This is a genomic window from Streptomyces sp. NPDC007905 (genome assembly GCF_042959345.1).
Taxonomy (GTDB): Bacteria; Actinomycetota; Actinomycetes; order Streptomycetales; family Streptomycetaceae; genus Streptomyces.
The window spans coordinates 356,336-369,810 of record NZ_JBIBKS010000001.1 but is presented as its reverse complement, the minus strand read 5'-3'; the positions used below and the strand labels follow the sequence as shown (position 1 = coordinate 369,810).

General features: G+C 72.7%; 15 protein-coding genes and 2 pseudogenes. 12 read left to right on the top strand and 5 right to left on the bottom strand.

Annotation, left to right across the window (positions count from 1 at the left end; translation table 11 throughout):
• The first annotated feature begins 114 nt into the window (after positions 1 to 114).
• The 6 genes and pseudogenes from ACFZDC_RS01855 to ACFZDC_RS01830 all read left to right on the top strand — a co-directional run bounded on the left by ACFZDC_RS01855 (position 115) and on the right by ACFZDC_RS01830 (position 2,423).
• Positions 115 to 483, top strand: a complete 369-nt coding sequence (locus ACFZDC_RS01855; protein WP_391319388.1) for a DUF6479 family protein — start codon at positions 115 to 117, stop codon at positions 481 to 483.
• Between the two features lie 159 nt (positions 484 to 642).
• The gene (locus tag ACFZDC_RS01850) at positions 643 to 819 is read left to right on the top strand and encodes a hypothetical protein (protein ID WP_391319387.1); all 177 of its coding nucleotides are present in this window, start codon (positions 643 to 645) and stop codon (positions 817 to 819) included.
• A gap of 160 nt (positions 820 to 979) precedes the next feature.
• Positions 980 to 1,093: pseudogene (locus ACFZDC_RS01845) on the top strand (sugar phosphate nucleotidyltransferase); the annotation flags it as partial.
• Positions 1,094 to 1,414: pseudogene (locus ACFZDC_RS01840) on the top strand (dTDP-glucose 4,6-dehydratase); the annotation flags it as partial. It lies immediately after the preceding pseudogene.
• A complete protein-coding gene (locus tag ACFZDC_RS01835; protein ID WP_391319386.1) occupies positions 1,411 to 1,623 on the top strand; it encodes a hypothetical protein in 213 nt (70 codons plus the stop codon). The pseudogene ACFZDC_RS01840 and the gene ACFZDC_RS01835, both read left to right, overlap by 4 nt.
• Complete coding sequence (locus ACFZDC_RS01830) at positions 1,620 to 2,423, top strand: class I SAM-dependent methyltransferase (RefSeq protein WP_391319385.1); 804 nt, start codon at positions 1,620 to 1,622, stop codon at positions 2,421 to 2,423. Before ACFZDC_RS01835 ends, ACFZDC_RS01830 begins: the two co-directional genes overlap by 4 nt.
• Before the next feature lie 11 nt (positions 2,424 to 2,434).
• Here the strand turns inward: ACFZDC_RS01830 and rfbC are convergent, their stop codons facing one another.
• The 5 genes from rfbC to ACFZDC_RS01805 form a co-directional block, all read right to left on the bottom strand.
• Complete coding sequence (rfbC, locus tag ACFZDC_RS01825; protein WP_391319384.1) at positions 2,435 to 3,031, bottom strand: dTDP-4-dehydrorhamnose 3,5-epimerase; 597 nt, start codon at positions 3,029 to 3,031, stop codon at positions 2,435 to 2,437.
• A gap of 4 nt (positions 3,032 to 3,035) precedes the next feature.
• A complete protein-coding gene (locus ACFZDC_RS01820) occupies positions 3,036 to 4,979 on the bottom strand; it encodes a glycosyltransferase (RefSeq protein WP_391319383.1) in 1,944 nt (647 codons plus the stop codon).
• 123 nt (positions 4,980 to 5,102) lie between these two features.
• Positions 5,103 to 5,687, bottom strand: coding sequence for a hydrolase (locus ACFZDC_RS01815; protein WP_391319382.1), 585 nt, complete (start codon positions 5,685 to 5,687; stop codon positions 5,103 to 5,105).
• Positions 5,688 to 5,741: 54 nt separating this feature from the next.
• Entirely contained in the window at positions 5,742 to 6,149 is a 408-nt protein-coding gene (locus tag ACFZDC_RS01810) for a hypothetical protein (RefSeq protein ID WP_391319381.1), read from the bottom strand.
• Entirely contained in the window at positions 6,146 to 6,583 is a 438-nt protein-coding gene (locus ACFZDC_RS01805) for a MarR family transcriptional regulator (RefSeq protein ID WP_391319380.1), read from the bottom strand. The genes ACFZDC_RS01810 and ACFZDC_RS01805 overlap by 4 nt, the downstream gene beginning before the upstream one ends.
• Before the next feature lie 138 nt (positions 6,584 to 6,721).
• Between ACFZDC_RS01805 and ACFZDC_RS01800 the strand changes: the two genes are divergently transcribed.
• From ACFZDC_RS01800 to ACFZDC_RS01775, 6 genes are read left to right on the top strand one after another with little or no spacing between them, the layout of a single operon-like run.
• Complete coding sequence (locus ACFZDC_RS01800; protein WP_391319379.1) at positions 6,722 to 9,766, top strand: FAD-linked oxidase C-terminal domain-containing protein; 3,045 nt, start codon at positions 6,722 to 6,724, stop codon at positions 9,764 to 9,766.
• Positions 9,767 to 9,776: 10 nt separating this feature from the next.
• The gene (locus ACFZDC_RS01795; RefSeq protein WP_391319378.1) at positions 9,777 to 10,886 is read left to right on the top strand and encodes an enolase C-terminal domain-like protein; all 1,110 of its coding nucleotides are present in this window, start codon (positions 9,777 to 9,779) and stop codon (positions 10,884 to 10,886) included.
• A gap of 56 nt (positions 10,887 to 10,942) precedes the next feature.
• On the top strand, positions 10,943 to 11,944 hold the full coding sequence (locus ACFZDC_RS01790; RefSeq protein ID WP_391319377.1) for an SDR family oxidoreductase: 1,002 nt from the start codon (positions 10,943 to 10,945) through the stop codon (positions 11,942 to 11,944).
• Between the two features lie 18 nt (positions 11,945 to 11,962).
• Entirely contained in the window at positions 11,963 to 12,490 is a 528-nt protein-coding gene (locus tag ACFZDC_RS01785) for a YfcE family phosphodiesterase (protein WP_391319376.1), read from the top strand.
• Positions 12,491 to 13,081, top strand: coding sequence for a GNAT family N-acetyltransferase (locus tag ACFZDC_RS01780; RefSeq protein ID WP_391319707.1), 591 nt, complete (start codon positions 12,491 to 12,493; stop codon positions 13,079 to 13,081). It begins immediately after the preceding gene.
• A gap of 48 nt (positions 13,082 to 13,129) precedes the next feature.
• The gene (locus ACFZDC_RS01775) at positions 13,130 to 13,279 is read left to right on the top strand and encodes a hypothetical protein (RefSeq protein ID WP_391319375.1); all 150 of its coding nucleotides are present in this window, start codon (positions 13,130 to 13,132) and stop codon (positions 13,277 to 13,279) included.
• The last annotated feature ends 196 nt before the right edge of the window (positions 13,280 to 13,475 follow it).

Here is a 13,475-nt window from a genome sequence, read left to right as displayed (position 1 = left end):
GCCCGCCCGCGCCACGCCCTGTACGCCCCCGGTCGCGTCCGCCGCCCACTACGCCGATCGGCTGAAGCGCCCCCGAACAGGCATCCGGCGGGCACCCTCGGGTACCCGGCGGGAATGAACGCAGCCACGTACGAAGCAGCCGCGGGCGGTCAGGTGTTCGGGTACGTCCTCATCCTCGTCGCCGGCGTCGCCATCACCGCCGGGCTGGTGTGGGCCGTCCGGCTGGGCATGAGGGTGCGCCGGCGTGAACCGGCCCCGCCCCGGCCCGACGAGCAGCCGAAGCCCCCGCCGTCCGGGCCGGTGCGGGAGACTCAGGAGATGCGGGAACCGGACGAGGTGCCCCGCGCCGCGGACGAGAGCGAGCGGCTCACCCCCCATCAGCTCGGGAACGCCGGAACCAGGCGCGCCGAGGACCAGCGGCGGCCGCGCTGGTCGTCCGGATCCAGTGGGTCCTTCGGCGGCGGTGGCGGCGGCCGGACCTGAGACGGTGCAGCACGCCCGGGTTTGCGTGCTCCGTGGCGCGGGGACCCGGGCGGCACACCCCCGCGCGACGGGCCGGGCTCGGGGCGGCTTCGCCGGACCGGCACGGGAGCAAGAAGGAACGAGCAGGAGCAGCAGGAAACAGAAGGAAGATGAAGTGCCGTGACCGCGCACACCGGTGAGAAAAGCACACTTCCCTACGCCGAGACCGGCTGGTCCAAGGCCCGGCGCCGACGGGGCAAGGGCATGCGTACCTGCCTGGCGGCCGTGGTGGAGCGCACCACCGCTCCGAAGCCGGGAACAGTGGCCGAGGACAACATCGTCCGGGGCGAGGACTGAACGGCGGGGAGACGCACAGCGCTATGGGCCCGAATCAGCGCACCCCGTGGCAGCGGAACACCGACCGGTGAACCCGTAGCGGCACCAGAGCCACACGGCGTAGCAAGCCAGTAGGACAAACAAAGGTCCGATCCGGACAATCGCCGTTAGGGTATGGCCAATGAAGGCTCTGGTGCTCTCCGGCAGGGCCGGTACCCGACCGCGTCCGATCACGCACACATCGGCGAGACAGCTGGTGCCGGTGGCCGACAAACCCGTGCTGTGCTCCGGACTGGATCACTGCCGGGGCATCGACCTGGTGCGCACCAAGGGCCGGCCCGGTGAGGTGTACAACATCGGGGGCGGCACGGAGCTGAGCAACAGGGAACTGACCGGGCTGCTCCTCGGGGCGTGCGGCGCCGACTGGGACCGGGTCGAGTACGTCCCCGACCGCAAGGGCCACGACCTGCGCTGCTCGGTGGACTGGAGCAAGGCCCGCGACGAACTCGGCTACCGCCCGCAGCGCGACTTCACCAGCGGGCTCCCCGAGACGGTCGCCTGGTACCGGGACAACCGCGCCTGGTGGGAGCCGCTGAAGCAGCGGAGCGCCCGATGAGGCGGCTGGTCACCGGCACGGGCGGGATGCTCGGCCACGACACCGTCCGCACCGGCAGCCGGTCCTTCCCCCGGCCCGCGCCCCGACCCGCCTGCAGCGCCCTCGGGCACGCCCGGTGGCGCGTGTGTGGCGGGTCCGGAACCTGGGGGGACTGGCGCTCCGACCTGTACGAAGCCCTGCCTCACATCCGCAAGGAGATGTCCCAGTGAAACGGCACGAGTTCCTGCGGGAGCTCCACAAGGTCACCGCGAACCGCAACTACCTGGAGATCGGCGTCAACGACGGCCGCAGCCTGACGCTGTCCCGGGTGCCGAGCATCGCGATCGACCCGGCGTTCAAGGTGGTCACGGAGATCCGCTGCGACGTGCATCTGGCGAAGGCGACCAGTGACGACTTCTTCGCCCGTGACAATCCCCTCGCGCACCTCAGGGGCGGCCGCCACCCCCTGCGCAACCTGGCCCGCAACCGCAGCCCGTTCGGGTACTTCAGGCGCACCACGCTGGACCTGTCGTTCATCGACGGCATGCACCTGTTCGAGTACGCGCTGCGGGACTTCATCAACATCGAGAAGCACTCGGACTGGGCGAGTGTGGTCGTCTTCGACGACATGCTCCCGCGCAACGTCGACGAGGCCGCCCGTGACCGGCACACCAACGCCTGGACCGGTGACGTCTACAAGCTGGTCGAGATCCTCGACCGGTACCGCCCCGACCTGGTGACGGTCCTGGTCGACACCGCGCCCACCGGCCAGCTGGTGGTGTTCGGCGCCGACCCGGGGAGCACCGTCCTCAAGGACAAGTACGACGAGATCATCGCGGAGTTCGAGGTCCCCGACCCGCAGAAGGTCCCCGAGTCCGTCCTGGAGCGCACCACCGCCATCGCGCCCGAGGAGTTCCTCGGCGCCGGCTTCTGGAAGCCGCTGGTCGCGGCCCGCAACCGGGGCACCGGGCGCTCGCGTGGCTGGGAACCGCTGCGGCGCGCGGTGTCCTCGTACGGCGTCAGCCGCTGAACCCCGCGGCCTTACCGGCCGCGCAGCCGCTCGTAGTGGGCGGAGCAGTCCGCGTAGCTCGGCAGCAGCCCGGACCGCTCCGCCTCGGCGAACGTGGGCGCCTCGGCGTCCTTCGCCGACAGTACCGGCTCGATGTCCTGCGGCCATGCGATGGCCAGGCCGGGATCGAGGGGGTGCACCCCGTGCTCGCGCCGGGGCGCGTACCCGGTCGAGCACAGGTACACCACGGTGGCGTCGTCGGTCAGCGCCATGAAGGCGTGCCCGAGGCCCGCCGCGAGGAACACGGCGTGCCGGGTGTCGTCGTCGAGGCGTACGGCCTCCCACCGGCCGAAGGTGGGTGAGCCGACCCGGATGTCCACCACCACGTCCAGGACGGCACCGCGCACACAGGTGACGTACTTGGCCTGCCCGGGCGGTACGTCGGCGAAGTGGATGCCGCGCACTACTCCCCGCCGGGAGACCGAGCAGTTGGCCTGGGCGAGCCCGATGTCGTACCCGGTGGCCTCGCGGAACTCCTCGCCCCGGTACCACTCGTGAAAGCTGCCCCGTTCGTCCGGGAACACCTTGGGCTCCAGCACCCAGGCGTCCGCCATCTCCAACTGCCGCATGCGGTCAGGCCTTTCGTGTCGTCGTCTTGCCCAGTACGGCGCCCAGCACGCGGCGCGCCCCGCGCACCACCCGCCGCAGCGGTCCGGGCGCCGGGGTGCGGGTCACCTCGACGGCACCAGGGGTGCGGCCGACCTTCAGCAGCAACGGCAGCCCGAGGAACCGGCCGTCGGCCTGGCGCACTTGCGTCCGCCATGTGGTGTTCCGCAGCTCGTGCGACGGCAGCCCGGCCTCCAGCAGCGAGTGGGCGCCGTCGACGGGTGTCAGCACGGCCGTCAGGTCGTGCGTCCGGCCCGAAGCCGTGTCGGTCAGCCGGACCGTGACCCGGGCGGTGTCCGGGACGTACAGCGGCAGCGCGACGGTCAGCACCTCGGCGTCGGACACCGTCGCGTCCGCCGCGGTGAGCCGGTGCAGGCCGAGCGACCTGACAGCCCGGTCCACGTCCAGGGAGAGGTTGAGGTACTGCTTCGTCCAGTACGGCAGCACCACCCGGCCGGCGAAGATGCCGGCCGGCGGCAGCGCGGGTCCCTGCGCGGGGGCGGGTCCCAGACGGCATTCCTTGGTCCAGCCGCCGAGCGAGACCCGGACGCAGGCGTCCCACAGTCCGCCGTACAGCGGTCCGCCGCCCGCCGCGGTGACGGGGTCGACGGTGGCCGTACCGTGCAGCACCAGCCGGGTGCGCCCGTCCCCGGCCGGGAGCCGTTCGCGGGTGACCTCCACCCGCTGGAAGAAGGAGGCGGCGGTCTCCCGGTCGCGCAGGACCAGATCGGCGGTCGCGTGGTCGAAGCCGTCTGCGGCCGCCGCGGCCAGCCGGGCCGCCGCCTCGGCCAGGTCGGCGGGCGCGCCGTCGGCCGGGGGACGGGGCCCGTCCGGGTCCACGGTCAGGGCGCCGTCGGCGCCGTGGTACTCGGCGGTGAAGTGGACGCGCAGCGCCCCTTCGTGCCACTCGACGTCCGCCGGCGCGGCCTTGGGCCGCACGCCGGTCTCCCATTCGGCGTAGGCGACCAGGTCGTCGTACCGGTCCTGCCGGATCAGCGCGGCGACGATCCGCTGGTCCGGCCGCAGCCCGGGGGCGACGCCGGGGCCGAAGCGCTCCACGACGACCGCGTGCATCTCCCGGAACAGTTCACGCCGGTAGTCGTCCGGCATGGCCAGCAGCCGGCGCCCGCTCATCCGCTCGACCATCTCCACCCGCAGCCAGCGGCGCAGCAGCCGGTCGCGCAGGGGGCCCGGCTCGGTGTACCGCTCGACGACGTCGAGGGCCTCGCGGAGGTTCTTGAAGTAGCCGACCGGTTCGAAGCGCTGGAAGCCGGCGTTGGAGGCGTCCTCGCGTTTGACGTGGTAGTAGCAGACGTAGTCGCTGAGCACCGACACGTTGTCCGCGCGCAGATAGGCCTCGGCGATGAAGACGTGGTCCTCCAGGCGCCGCCGGCCCTCGGGGAAGCGCAGTCCGGTGCGGTCCAGGAAGGAGCGCCGGATCATCTTGTGCGGGGTGAGGCTGTCGATCAGCGGGGTGTTGTCCACCGTGGCGTGCGGGTGGTTGCTGCGGAACAGCTCCACCGGCACCGGGCGGCCCTTCCCGGCCATCTTCCCGACGATCACGTCGGCCTTGTGCGCGACCCCGTACTCGTACATCCGCTCCAGGGCCTCGTCGCCGAGGTGGTCGTCGTTGTCGACGAACATCACGAACTCGCCCCGGGAGGCCTCGATGCCCACGTTGCGGGGCGTGCCGGACCAGCCGGAGTTCTCCTGGTGGATGACGCTGAGGTGCGGGTGCTCGGCGGCGAGAGCGTCCAGCCGGGCCGGGGTGGCATCGGTGGAGCCGTCGTCCACGAAGATCACTTCGAACTCGTCGGGGGGCAGCGACTGCCGCAGCAGCGAGGCGACGCAGTCCTCGATGTACGGGCCGGGGTTGTACACGGGTACGACGACGCTGACCTTGACCGGCATCCGGCTTCCAAGCCCCCTTGGTTCGCATTCCGTGGCCTGGGCGGCACGGTGCGCGTGGCCGAATGTTAACGCGGCCCCTTGTGCGGGCGAGCGCCCGCACGCACAAGGGGCCGGACCGGCCGGTCAGTTGTGCGTCTTGGCCAGCAGCTCCAGGATCTCCGCCGTCGTGCCGCTCTCGCCGAGCCGCGGGAAGATCCGCTCGACGCTGCCCCGGTGCGCTTCGGGGTCGCTGTCGGCCATGGCGTCCGTGGCGAGGGTGACGTGGTAGCCGTGGGCGTAGGCGTCGCGGGCGGTGGACTCGACGCCGATGCTGGTGGCGATGCCGGTCAGCACGATCTGGGTGATGCCGCGGCGGCGCAGCTGGACATCCAGGTCGGTGCCGTGGAAGGCGCTCCAGTTGTGCTTGGTGACGCGGATGTCGCCGGGGTGGCCGGACAGCTCGTCGACGAGGACGTCCCAGCCGTCCGGGAAGGCGAGACCGCGTGCCTGGCGCTCGGTCCGGCCGGGGACGGCGTCGGCCCAGTCGGGCGCGAAGGAGACCCGGACCAGGACCACGGGCAGGCCGTGGGCCCGGAAGGCCGCCGCGAGTTCGGCCGTGCGGGCCACGACGTCGGCCGCGGCGTGCGGCTCGGTGGGCATGCCTACGATGCCGTTCTGCAGGTCGATCGCGACGAGGGCGGTACGGGGGTCGAGGGTGGTGAGCGACATGGGTCGGTCAGGCCTTTCGAGAGGTGGGCCGGCCGAGTGAACGGTCGGGGAGGGTCAACGCCGGCAGAAGCGAGCCGGCGAGCATGAAGGGGCCGGGTCCGAGTCGGCGAGCATGAACGCGGCCGGGCCGTGCAGCCCGGCCGTGCCCGCGCGGTGCGGACGGAACGCCGCGGTGGCGGCGGAGGCACTGTGCGCGCGGAGGCACATGAAGGTCCGTGGCAGCCCGGGCGCCGAGGCGATCCGCTCGGGGTGGGCCCGGCGGTACAGGGCGTTCCGCGCGGCAAGGCCGATGAGGCACCGCGGGGTGCCGAGGAGAGCAGCGACCGCGAGGAGCAGCCACAGCGGGCTGTCCCCACCGACCAGGAGCAGGACGGCGCTGCGGGCGAGCTGCGGCACGGAGTCCACGAGCGGCTCGGCAAGGCGTACGGTGCGTGCGGTGCGCCGGGTGAGCCTCGGTATCACGGCCGGGAGAGCCGTTCCATCAGCTCCAGCGCCTTCAGGACCGTCTGCCGCTCCTCCTCGGTGTAGCGGTCCTCGAAGGCGCGGGCCAGCCACTCCTCGCGCAACTGCCTGTTGCCCTCGACGCGGGCCCGGCCGGTCTCGGTGAGGGTGACCAGCTGGCGGCGGCCGTCGTCGGGGTCGGGGGCGCGCCGGATCAACCCGTGCTGCTCCAGGGCGGCCAGCGTGGCCGCCATGGACTGCGGCCGCACGCCCTCCGCCGCGGCCAGGGCGCTGGCCGTGGCCGCGCCGTGCTTGCCGACCAGGGAGAGCGCCGACTCCTGCGACGGGGTCAGGTCGGAGTCCTGCGCGACCTCCCGGATACGGCGCCGCAGCCGGCTGAACACCACGCGCAGGTCACGCGCCGCGTGGACCGCGGAGTCGGAGATGTGCACCATGCCGTCAGCCTAGGACCGTCAGCCCAAACTGTCCAGCCCAGGCTGCTGAGTTTACCTGTTCAGTTTTGCCTGGACAGTTCCCGGGTACCCGGCTCGCCGCAGCCAGCGCAGCTCGTCGGTGATCTCAGGGAGCGCGGAATGACCTCTCCGGACACGTCCGGCCTGGAGGCGGCCCTTCGCGCCGAAGTGGACGGCGAGATCCGCTTCGACGCGGGCAGCCGCGGCGCCTACGCCACGGACGGCTCGAACTACCGTCAGGTCCCGCTCGGCGTCGTCGTACCCCGCACGGTGGAGGCGGGCGCCCGGGCGGTGTCGGTGTGCGCCCGCTTCGCCGCCCCGGTCCTGTCCCGGGGCGGCGGCACCAGCCTCGCCGGGCAGTCGACCAATACGGCCGTGGTGATCGACTGGACCAAGTACTGCCACACCCTGCTGTCCGTGGACCCCGACCGGCGCACCTGCGTGGTCGAGCCGGGCATCGTCCTGGACGAACTCAACCGCCAACTGGCAGTGCACAAGCTGCAGTTCGGGCCGAAGCCGTCCACCCACAGTCACTGTGCCCTGGGCGGCATGATCGGCAACAACTCCTGCGGCGCCTCGGCCCAGGCCTACGGCAAGACCGTCGACAACGTGCGTCGCCTGGAGATCCTCACCTACGACGGCCAGCGTGCCTGGGTGGGTCCCACGCCGCCCGACGAGCGTGCCCGGATCGCCGCCGCGGGCGGCCGGCTCGCCGAGATCTACGCCGGCCTGGACCGCATCGCCACCGTGTACCTGGCGGACATCCGCCGCGGCTACCCGAAGATCCCGCGCCGCGTCTCCGGCTACAACCTCGACTCCCTGCTGCCCGAGAACGGCTTCGACGTGGCCAGGGCGCTGGTCGGCAGCGAGGGCACCCTGGTGACCGTCCTGCGGGCCGAACTCGACCTCGTCCCCGTGCCGGCGTACCAGTCCCTGCTGGTCCTCGGCTACGACGACATCTGCGCCGCCGCCGACGACGTACCGCACCTGCTGGAGCACTGCTCACCCTCCCAGCTGGAGGCCCTGGACGGGCGCATGGCCCAGCTGATGCGCGAGGAGGGCGCCTACCTCGACTCCCTCAACAACCTTCCCGAGGGGGACAGCTGGCTGATGGTGCAGTACAGCGCTGACAGCCAGGAGGACGTCGAAGAGCAGGCACACGCGCTGCTGCGCGCCGTCGGCCGCGCCGAGAAGGACGCGAACGTCGCCTTCTCCGACGACCCCGAGCGCGAGCAGAAGATGCTCAAGGCCCGCGAGGCCGGACTCGGCGTCACCGCCCGCCCGCCGGACGACCGGGAGACCTGGGAGGGCTGGGAGGACTCCGCCGTCCCGCCGGAGCGGCTCGGGGACTACCTGCGGGACCTGAAGAAGCTCTTCGAGGAGTTCGACTACGACCACCCGTCCCTGTACGGCCACTTCGGGCAGGGCTGCGTCCACACCCGTATCCCGTTCGGGCTGCAGACCGCCGAGGGCGTCGCCGACTTCCGCCGCTTCCTGGAACGCGCGGCCGACCTCGTGGCCTCCTACGGCGGCTCCCTGTCGGGCGAGCACGGCGACGGCCAGGCGAGGGGCGAGCTGCTCACCCGGATGTTCGGCGAGCGGCTCGTGACCGCCTTCGGCGAGCTGAAGGCCCTGTTCGACCCGAACAACAGGATGAACCCCGGGAAGGTCGTCCACCCCAACCCCTTCGACGGCCAACTGCGCCTCGGCCCCTCCTGGCGCCCCGCGACGCCCGCCACCCACTTCCAGTTCCCTGAGGACGAGCACTCCTTCAACCGCGCGGTGATGCGCTGCGTCGGCGTCGGCAACTGCCGCGGCCACTCCGGCGGCGTGATGTGCCCCTCTTACCGGGCCACCAAGGAGGAGGAGCATTCCACCCGCGGCCGCGCCCGGCTGCTGTTCGAGATGCTCGACGGACACGCCGACTCGGCGATCAAGGACGGCTGGCGCTCCACCGAGGTCCACGACGCACTCGATCTGTGCCTGGCCTGCAAGGGCTGCAAGTCGGACTGCCCGACCGGTGTCGACATGGCGACCCTCAAGGCGGAGTTCCTCTCCCACCACTACGAGGGCCGGATGCGCCCCGCCGCCCACTACTCGATGGGCTGGCTCCCGGTGTGGGCGCGGCTGTCCCGCGTCTCCCCGGCCCTGGTCAACACCGCGCTGCACGCCCCCGGTCTGGCCCGCGCGGGCAAGCGGCTGGCCGGCATCGCCGAGGCACGCACGGCACCGGTGTTCGCCGAGCAGTCCTTCCTGCAGTGGTGGCGGGCCCGCGACAGCGAGGAGCCCGACCCGGCCGACCCGCGCACCGTGCTGCTGTGGCCCGACACCTTCAGCACCTACTTCCACCCCTCGATCGCGATCTCGGCGGTACGCGTCCTGGAGGACGCCGGCTTCCGGGTCGCCGTCCCCACCGAGCCGGTGTGCTGCGGCCTGACCTGGATCTCCACCGGCCAGCTGACCGTCGCCAAGAAGGTGCTGCACCGCACCCTCGGGGCGCTGCGCCCCTACCTGGAGGCGGGCACCCCCGTCATCGGCCTCGAACCCTCCTGCACCGCCGTCTTCCGCTCCGACGCCCCCGAGCTGCTCCCCGCCGACCAGGACGTGCAGCGGCTGGCCGGACAGGTCCGCACCTTCGCCGAGCAGCTCGTCCACCACGCGCCCGACGGCTGGCGCCCGCCGCAGCTCGCCCGGCGAGCGACCGTGCAGACCCACTGCCACCAGCACGCCGTCATGAAGTCCGACGCCGACCGCGAACTGATGCGCCGCGCCCACCTGGACGCCGACGTCCTCGACGAGGGCTGCTGCGGCCTGGCCGGAAACTTCGGCTTCGAACGCGGCCACCACGAGGTCTCCATGGCCGTCGCCGAGCTGGGCGTCCTGCCAGCCGTCCGCGACACCGCGCCGGGCAGCCTGGTCCTCGCCGACGGCTTCAGCTGCCGCACCCAGATCGAGCAAGGCGGTACCGGCCGCCGCGCCCTGCACCTCGCCGAGGCCCTGGCCCTCGCGCTCGACGGCAATCTGCCCAGCAGCCACCCCGAACGTCTGGCCGTGCGTCCGCCCGAGCCGTCCCGTACCGCCCGGTGGGCGACGACCGCCGTCGCCGCGGCCGTCACCGCGGCGGCCGGCACCGGGGCCGCCCTGCGGCTGCGGCGCCGTACCTGAGGAGGTGACCATGAGCGACCGGCCGACCGGCGAAGCGGTGGACACCGCCGTGTACACCGTGCCCACCGACGCCCCCGAGGCCGACGGCACCCTCGCCTGGGACAGCACCACGCTGGTCCTGGTCACCGTCCGCTGCGGTGTCACCACGGGGCTCGGGTACACCTACGCGCCCGCGGCCACCGCCCACCTCGTCCGCGAACTTCTCGCCGGTACCGTCACCGGGACGCCCGCCCACGACGTACCGCGTGCCAACGAGGCCATGTGCCGGGCCGTGCGCAACGCCGGACTGCCGGGCGTGGCCGCCCAGGCCGTGGCCGCCGTCGACATCGCCCTGTGGGACCTGAAGGCCCGCCTCCTCGGCCTGCCCCTCGTCGACCTGCTCGGCGCCGCCCGGGACGACGTGCCCGTTTACGGCAGCGGAGGCTTCACCACCTATGACGCCGACCGCCAGGACCGCCAGCTGCGCGGCTGGGCCGAGGACGAGGGCATCCCCCGCGTCAAGATCAAGATCGGGGAGTCGTGGGGCGCCCGCGAGGCCCGTGACCTCGAACGTGTCGCACGCGCCCGGGCGAGCGTCGGTGACGCGGTCGAGCTGTACGTGGACGCCAACGGCGGCTACACCGGCGGGCAGGCCGTACGGGTCGCGCACGCGCTCGCGGACGAGGGCGTGACCTGGTTCGAGGAACCGGTCTCCTCCGACCACCCCACCCTGCTCGCGGACATCCGCTGCCGCGTCCCGATGGACGTCACGGCCGGCGAGTACGGCTACACGCTGCCGTACTTCGAGCACATGCTGGCCGCCGGCGCCGTCGACTGCCTCCAGGTGGACGTCACCCGGTGCGGAGGCATCACCGTCTGGCTGCGCGCGGCCGCCCTCGCCCACGCGCGCGGCACCGACGTCTCCGGCCACTGCGCACCCCACGCGCACGCCCATGTCGCCGCCGCCGTCCCCAACCTGCGCCATCTGGAGTGGTTCCACGACCACGTCCGCATCGAACGGCTCCTCTTCGACGGCGTCCTCGCTCCCGGCGGCGGCAGCATCACGCCGGGCGCCGACGGCGCGCCGGGACTCGGCCTCACCCTGGCAGAGGAGCGGGCGCGGCCGTACCGCGTGGAGTGAGCATCACCGTGAGCAACGCGAATCGTGCGAGAGTCGCGCGAAGGGAGAAGAGGACCATGCCCCCCACCGTCGTCATCACCGGCGCCAGCGCCGGCATCGGTCGTGCCACCGCCCGCCTCTACGGCCGACGCGGCGCCGACGTCGTGCTGGTCGCCCGCGGCAGGGGCGGACTGGAGTCGGCGGCCGACGAGGTCGCGGCGCTCGGCGGACGCCCGCTCGTCCAGACCGCCGACGTGGCCGACCCGGCACAGATGGAGGCCGTGGCCGAGGCAGCGGAGAAGGAGTTCGGCCCGATCGACCTGTGGATCAACTGCGCCTTCTCCAGCGTGTTCGCACCGTTCGACGAGATCGGTGCCGAGGAGTACAAGCGGATCACGGACGTGACCTACCTCGGCTTCGTCAACGGCACCCGCGCGGCGCTCAGGCGCATGCTGCCCCGCGACCGGGGCACCATCGTGCAGGTCGGCTCCGCGCTCGGCGAGCGGTCGATCCCGCTGCAGTCGGCGTACTGCGGCGCCAAGCACGCCATCAACGGATTCACCTCCGCCCTCCGCGTCGAACTGCTGCACCGCGGCAGCAACGTGCACGTCACCGTCGCCCAGATGCCGGCGGTCAACACACCCCAGTTCGACTGGGTCCGCTCCCGGCTGTCCAAGCACCCGATGCCGGTGCCGCCGATCTACCAGCCGGAGGTCGCCGCACGCGGCGTGGCGTACGCGGCCGACCACCCGCGCCGCAAGCAGTACTACATAGGCGCGACCACCGTGGCCACCATCTGGGCCAACCGGCTGGCGCCGGCCCTGCTCGACCGCTACCTGGCACGCACCGGCTTCGACTCCCAGCAGACCGACCGGATCCCGCCCACCGGCGTCGGCAACCTCTTCGAACCGGCCGACCGGGAGCCTGCCGAGGACCAGGGCGCGCACGGCTCCTTCGACGACAGCGCCCACGCCCGCTCCTGGCTGGAGACCCTGGTACGGCACCCGGCCGCCACGGCCCTCGGCGCGGGCGTCGCCGTACTGGGCGCCGTGCGCGGAATCCGCCGGCTGGCCTCCTGAAGTCCCTAGGCTGGCGGTGTGCGACTGCTCATCATGTCCGACACCCACCTGCCGAAGCGCGCCAAGCGGCTCCCGGACCCCTTGCTCGCCGAACTCCCGCACGCGGACGTCGTCTTCCACGCCGGCGACTGGGTCGACACCGCCACCCTCGACCTGCTGGAGAGCCGCAGCCGCCGGCTCATCGGTGTGTACGGCAACAACGACGGCCCCGAGTTGCGTGCCCGGCTCCCCGAGGTGGCGTACGCCGAACTGGGCGGCCTGCTCTTCGGCGTGGTGCACGAGACCGGCGCCGCGCAGGGCCGTGAGGCCCGCTGCGCCGCCCGCTTCCCCGACCTGGACGTGCTGGTCTTCGGGCACAGCCACATCCCCTGGGACACCGTCGCCCCCGGCGGGCTGCGGCTGCTCAACCCCGGCTCCCCGACCGACCGCCGCCGCCAGCCGCACTGCACCTACCTGACGGCGACCCTCGCCGACGGCGCGCTCACCGACCTCACCCTGCACCGCCTGCCCCAGCGTCAGCGTGCCTGTGGCACGCTGCCGCGATGAATCTCCGGTTCCCGCATACCCGCCGTCGTACCCGAAGGCCGCCTCGCCGACGAGAGCCAGCCCGTACTCGCGCTGCCCGGCGGCCTGGAACTGCGACCCTGGCGCCTGGACGAGGCCGACGCCGACACCCTGCTCACCGCGGGGCAGGACCCGGCGATCAGCCGGTGGAACCTCTTCTGCGTCGGCAGCCGCGAGGAGGCCCGCGGCCGGATCGAGCGCCTGCACCAGCGCCGACGGGCCGAGACCGCTGCCATCTGGGCCATCGCCCCGCTCGGCGGCGCGGCCGTCGGGCTCGCGGGACTCAACGACGTCGACCTCGCGGGCGGCTGGGCCGAGGTCGTTTACTGGGTGCTGCCCGAGGCGCGCGGAGGCGGCACCGCCGTCGAGGCCACCCGGCGCCTGAGCCGATGGGCCCTGGACGACCTCGGCCTGCACCCCCTGACCCTGTGCCACTCGGTCGCCAATCCGGCGTCCTGCCGGGTGCCGGAGAAGGTCGGCTACGCGTTCGAGGGGACCCTGCGCAGCGCCCTGCTGCACGCGGACGGCTGGCACGATCTGCATCTGCACGCGCTGGTCGCCGGCGACGCCTGAGCACCCGGTGCCGGGGGGATGGTCAGTGCTCCGTGGCACCAGTCACCCATGGCACCAGTCACCCATGGCACGCTCGCCGGTAACGCCTCAACAGCGCGCGGTGAGCCACGCCTCGCGGCCCTCGGCTCCGCCCGCCTCTACGCGGCCCCGTCGGTCCTCGCCCCGACCGTGCTGCCGAGCGCCCGCGGGCGCCGGTGAGGCGACCGGACCAGCCTGGGAACGGCTACCGTCGGGGGGCCGCGCGACCGACTCGGACCAGATGGTGAACGGCTACTGGTGCGGGGCTGTTCGACGGGACCGGACCAGATGGTGAACGGCTACTGGTGCGGGGCTGTTCGACGGGACCGGACCAGATGGTGAACGGCTACTGGTGCGGGGCTGTTCGACGGGACCG

Bases quoted from the DNA above. Each gene is read 5' to 3' on its own strand.
- ACFZDC_RS01855 (WP_391319388.1), top strand. From the start codon at position 115: ATGAACGCAGCCACGTACGAAGCAGCCGCGGGCGGTCAGGTGTTCGGG.
- ACFZDC_RS01835 (WP_391319386.1), top strand. From the start codon at position 1,411: ATGAGGCGGCTGGTCACCGGCACGGGCGGGATGCTCGGCCACGACACC.
- rfbC (WP_391319384.1), bottom strand. From the start codon at position 3,031: ATGCGGCAGTTGGAGATGGCGGACGCCTGGGTGCTGGAGCCCAAGGTG.
- ACFZDC_RS01820 (WP_391319383.1), bottom strand. From the start codon at position 4,979: ATGCCGGTCAAGGTCAGCGTCGTCGTACCCGTGTACAACCCCGGCCCG.
- ACFZDC_RS01815 (WP_391319382.1), bottom strand. From the start codon at position 5,687: ATGTCGCTCACCACCCTCGACCCCCGTACCGCCCTCGTCGCGATCGAC.
- ACFZDC_RS01805 (WP_391319380.1), bottom strand. From the start codon at position 6,583: ATGGTGCACATCTCCGACTCCGCGGTCCACGCGGCGCGTGACCTGCGC.
- ACFZDC_RS01800 (WP_391319379.1), top strand. From the start codon at position 6,722: ATGACCTCTCCGGACACGTCCGGCCTGGAGGCGGCCCTTCGCGCCGAA.
- ACFZDC_RS01795 (WP_391319378.1), top strand. From the start codon at position 9,777: ATGAGCGACCGGCCGACCGGCGAAGCGGTGGACACCGCCGTGTACACC.
- ACFZDC_RS01790 (WP_391319377.1), top strand. From the start codon at position 10,943: ATGCCCCCCACCGTCGTCATCACCGGCGCCAGCGCCGGCATCGGTCGT.
- ACFZDC_RS01775 (WP_391319375.1), top strand. From the start codon at position 13,130: ATGGCACCAGTCACCCATGGCACGCTCGCCGGTAACGCCTCAACAGCG.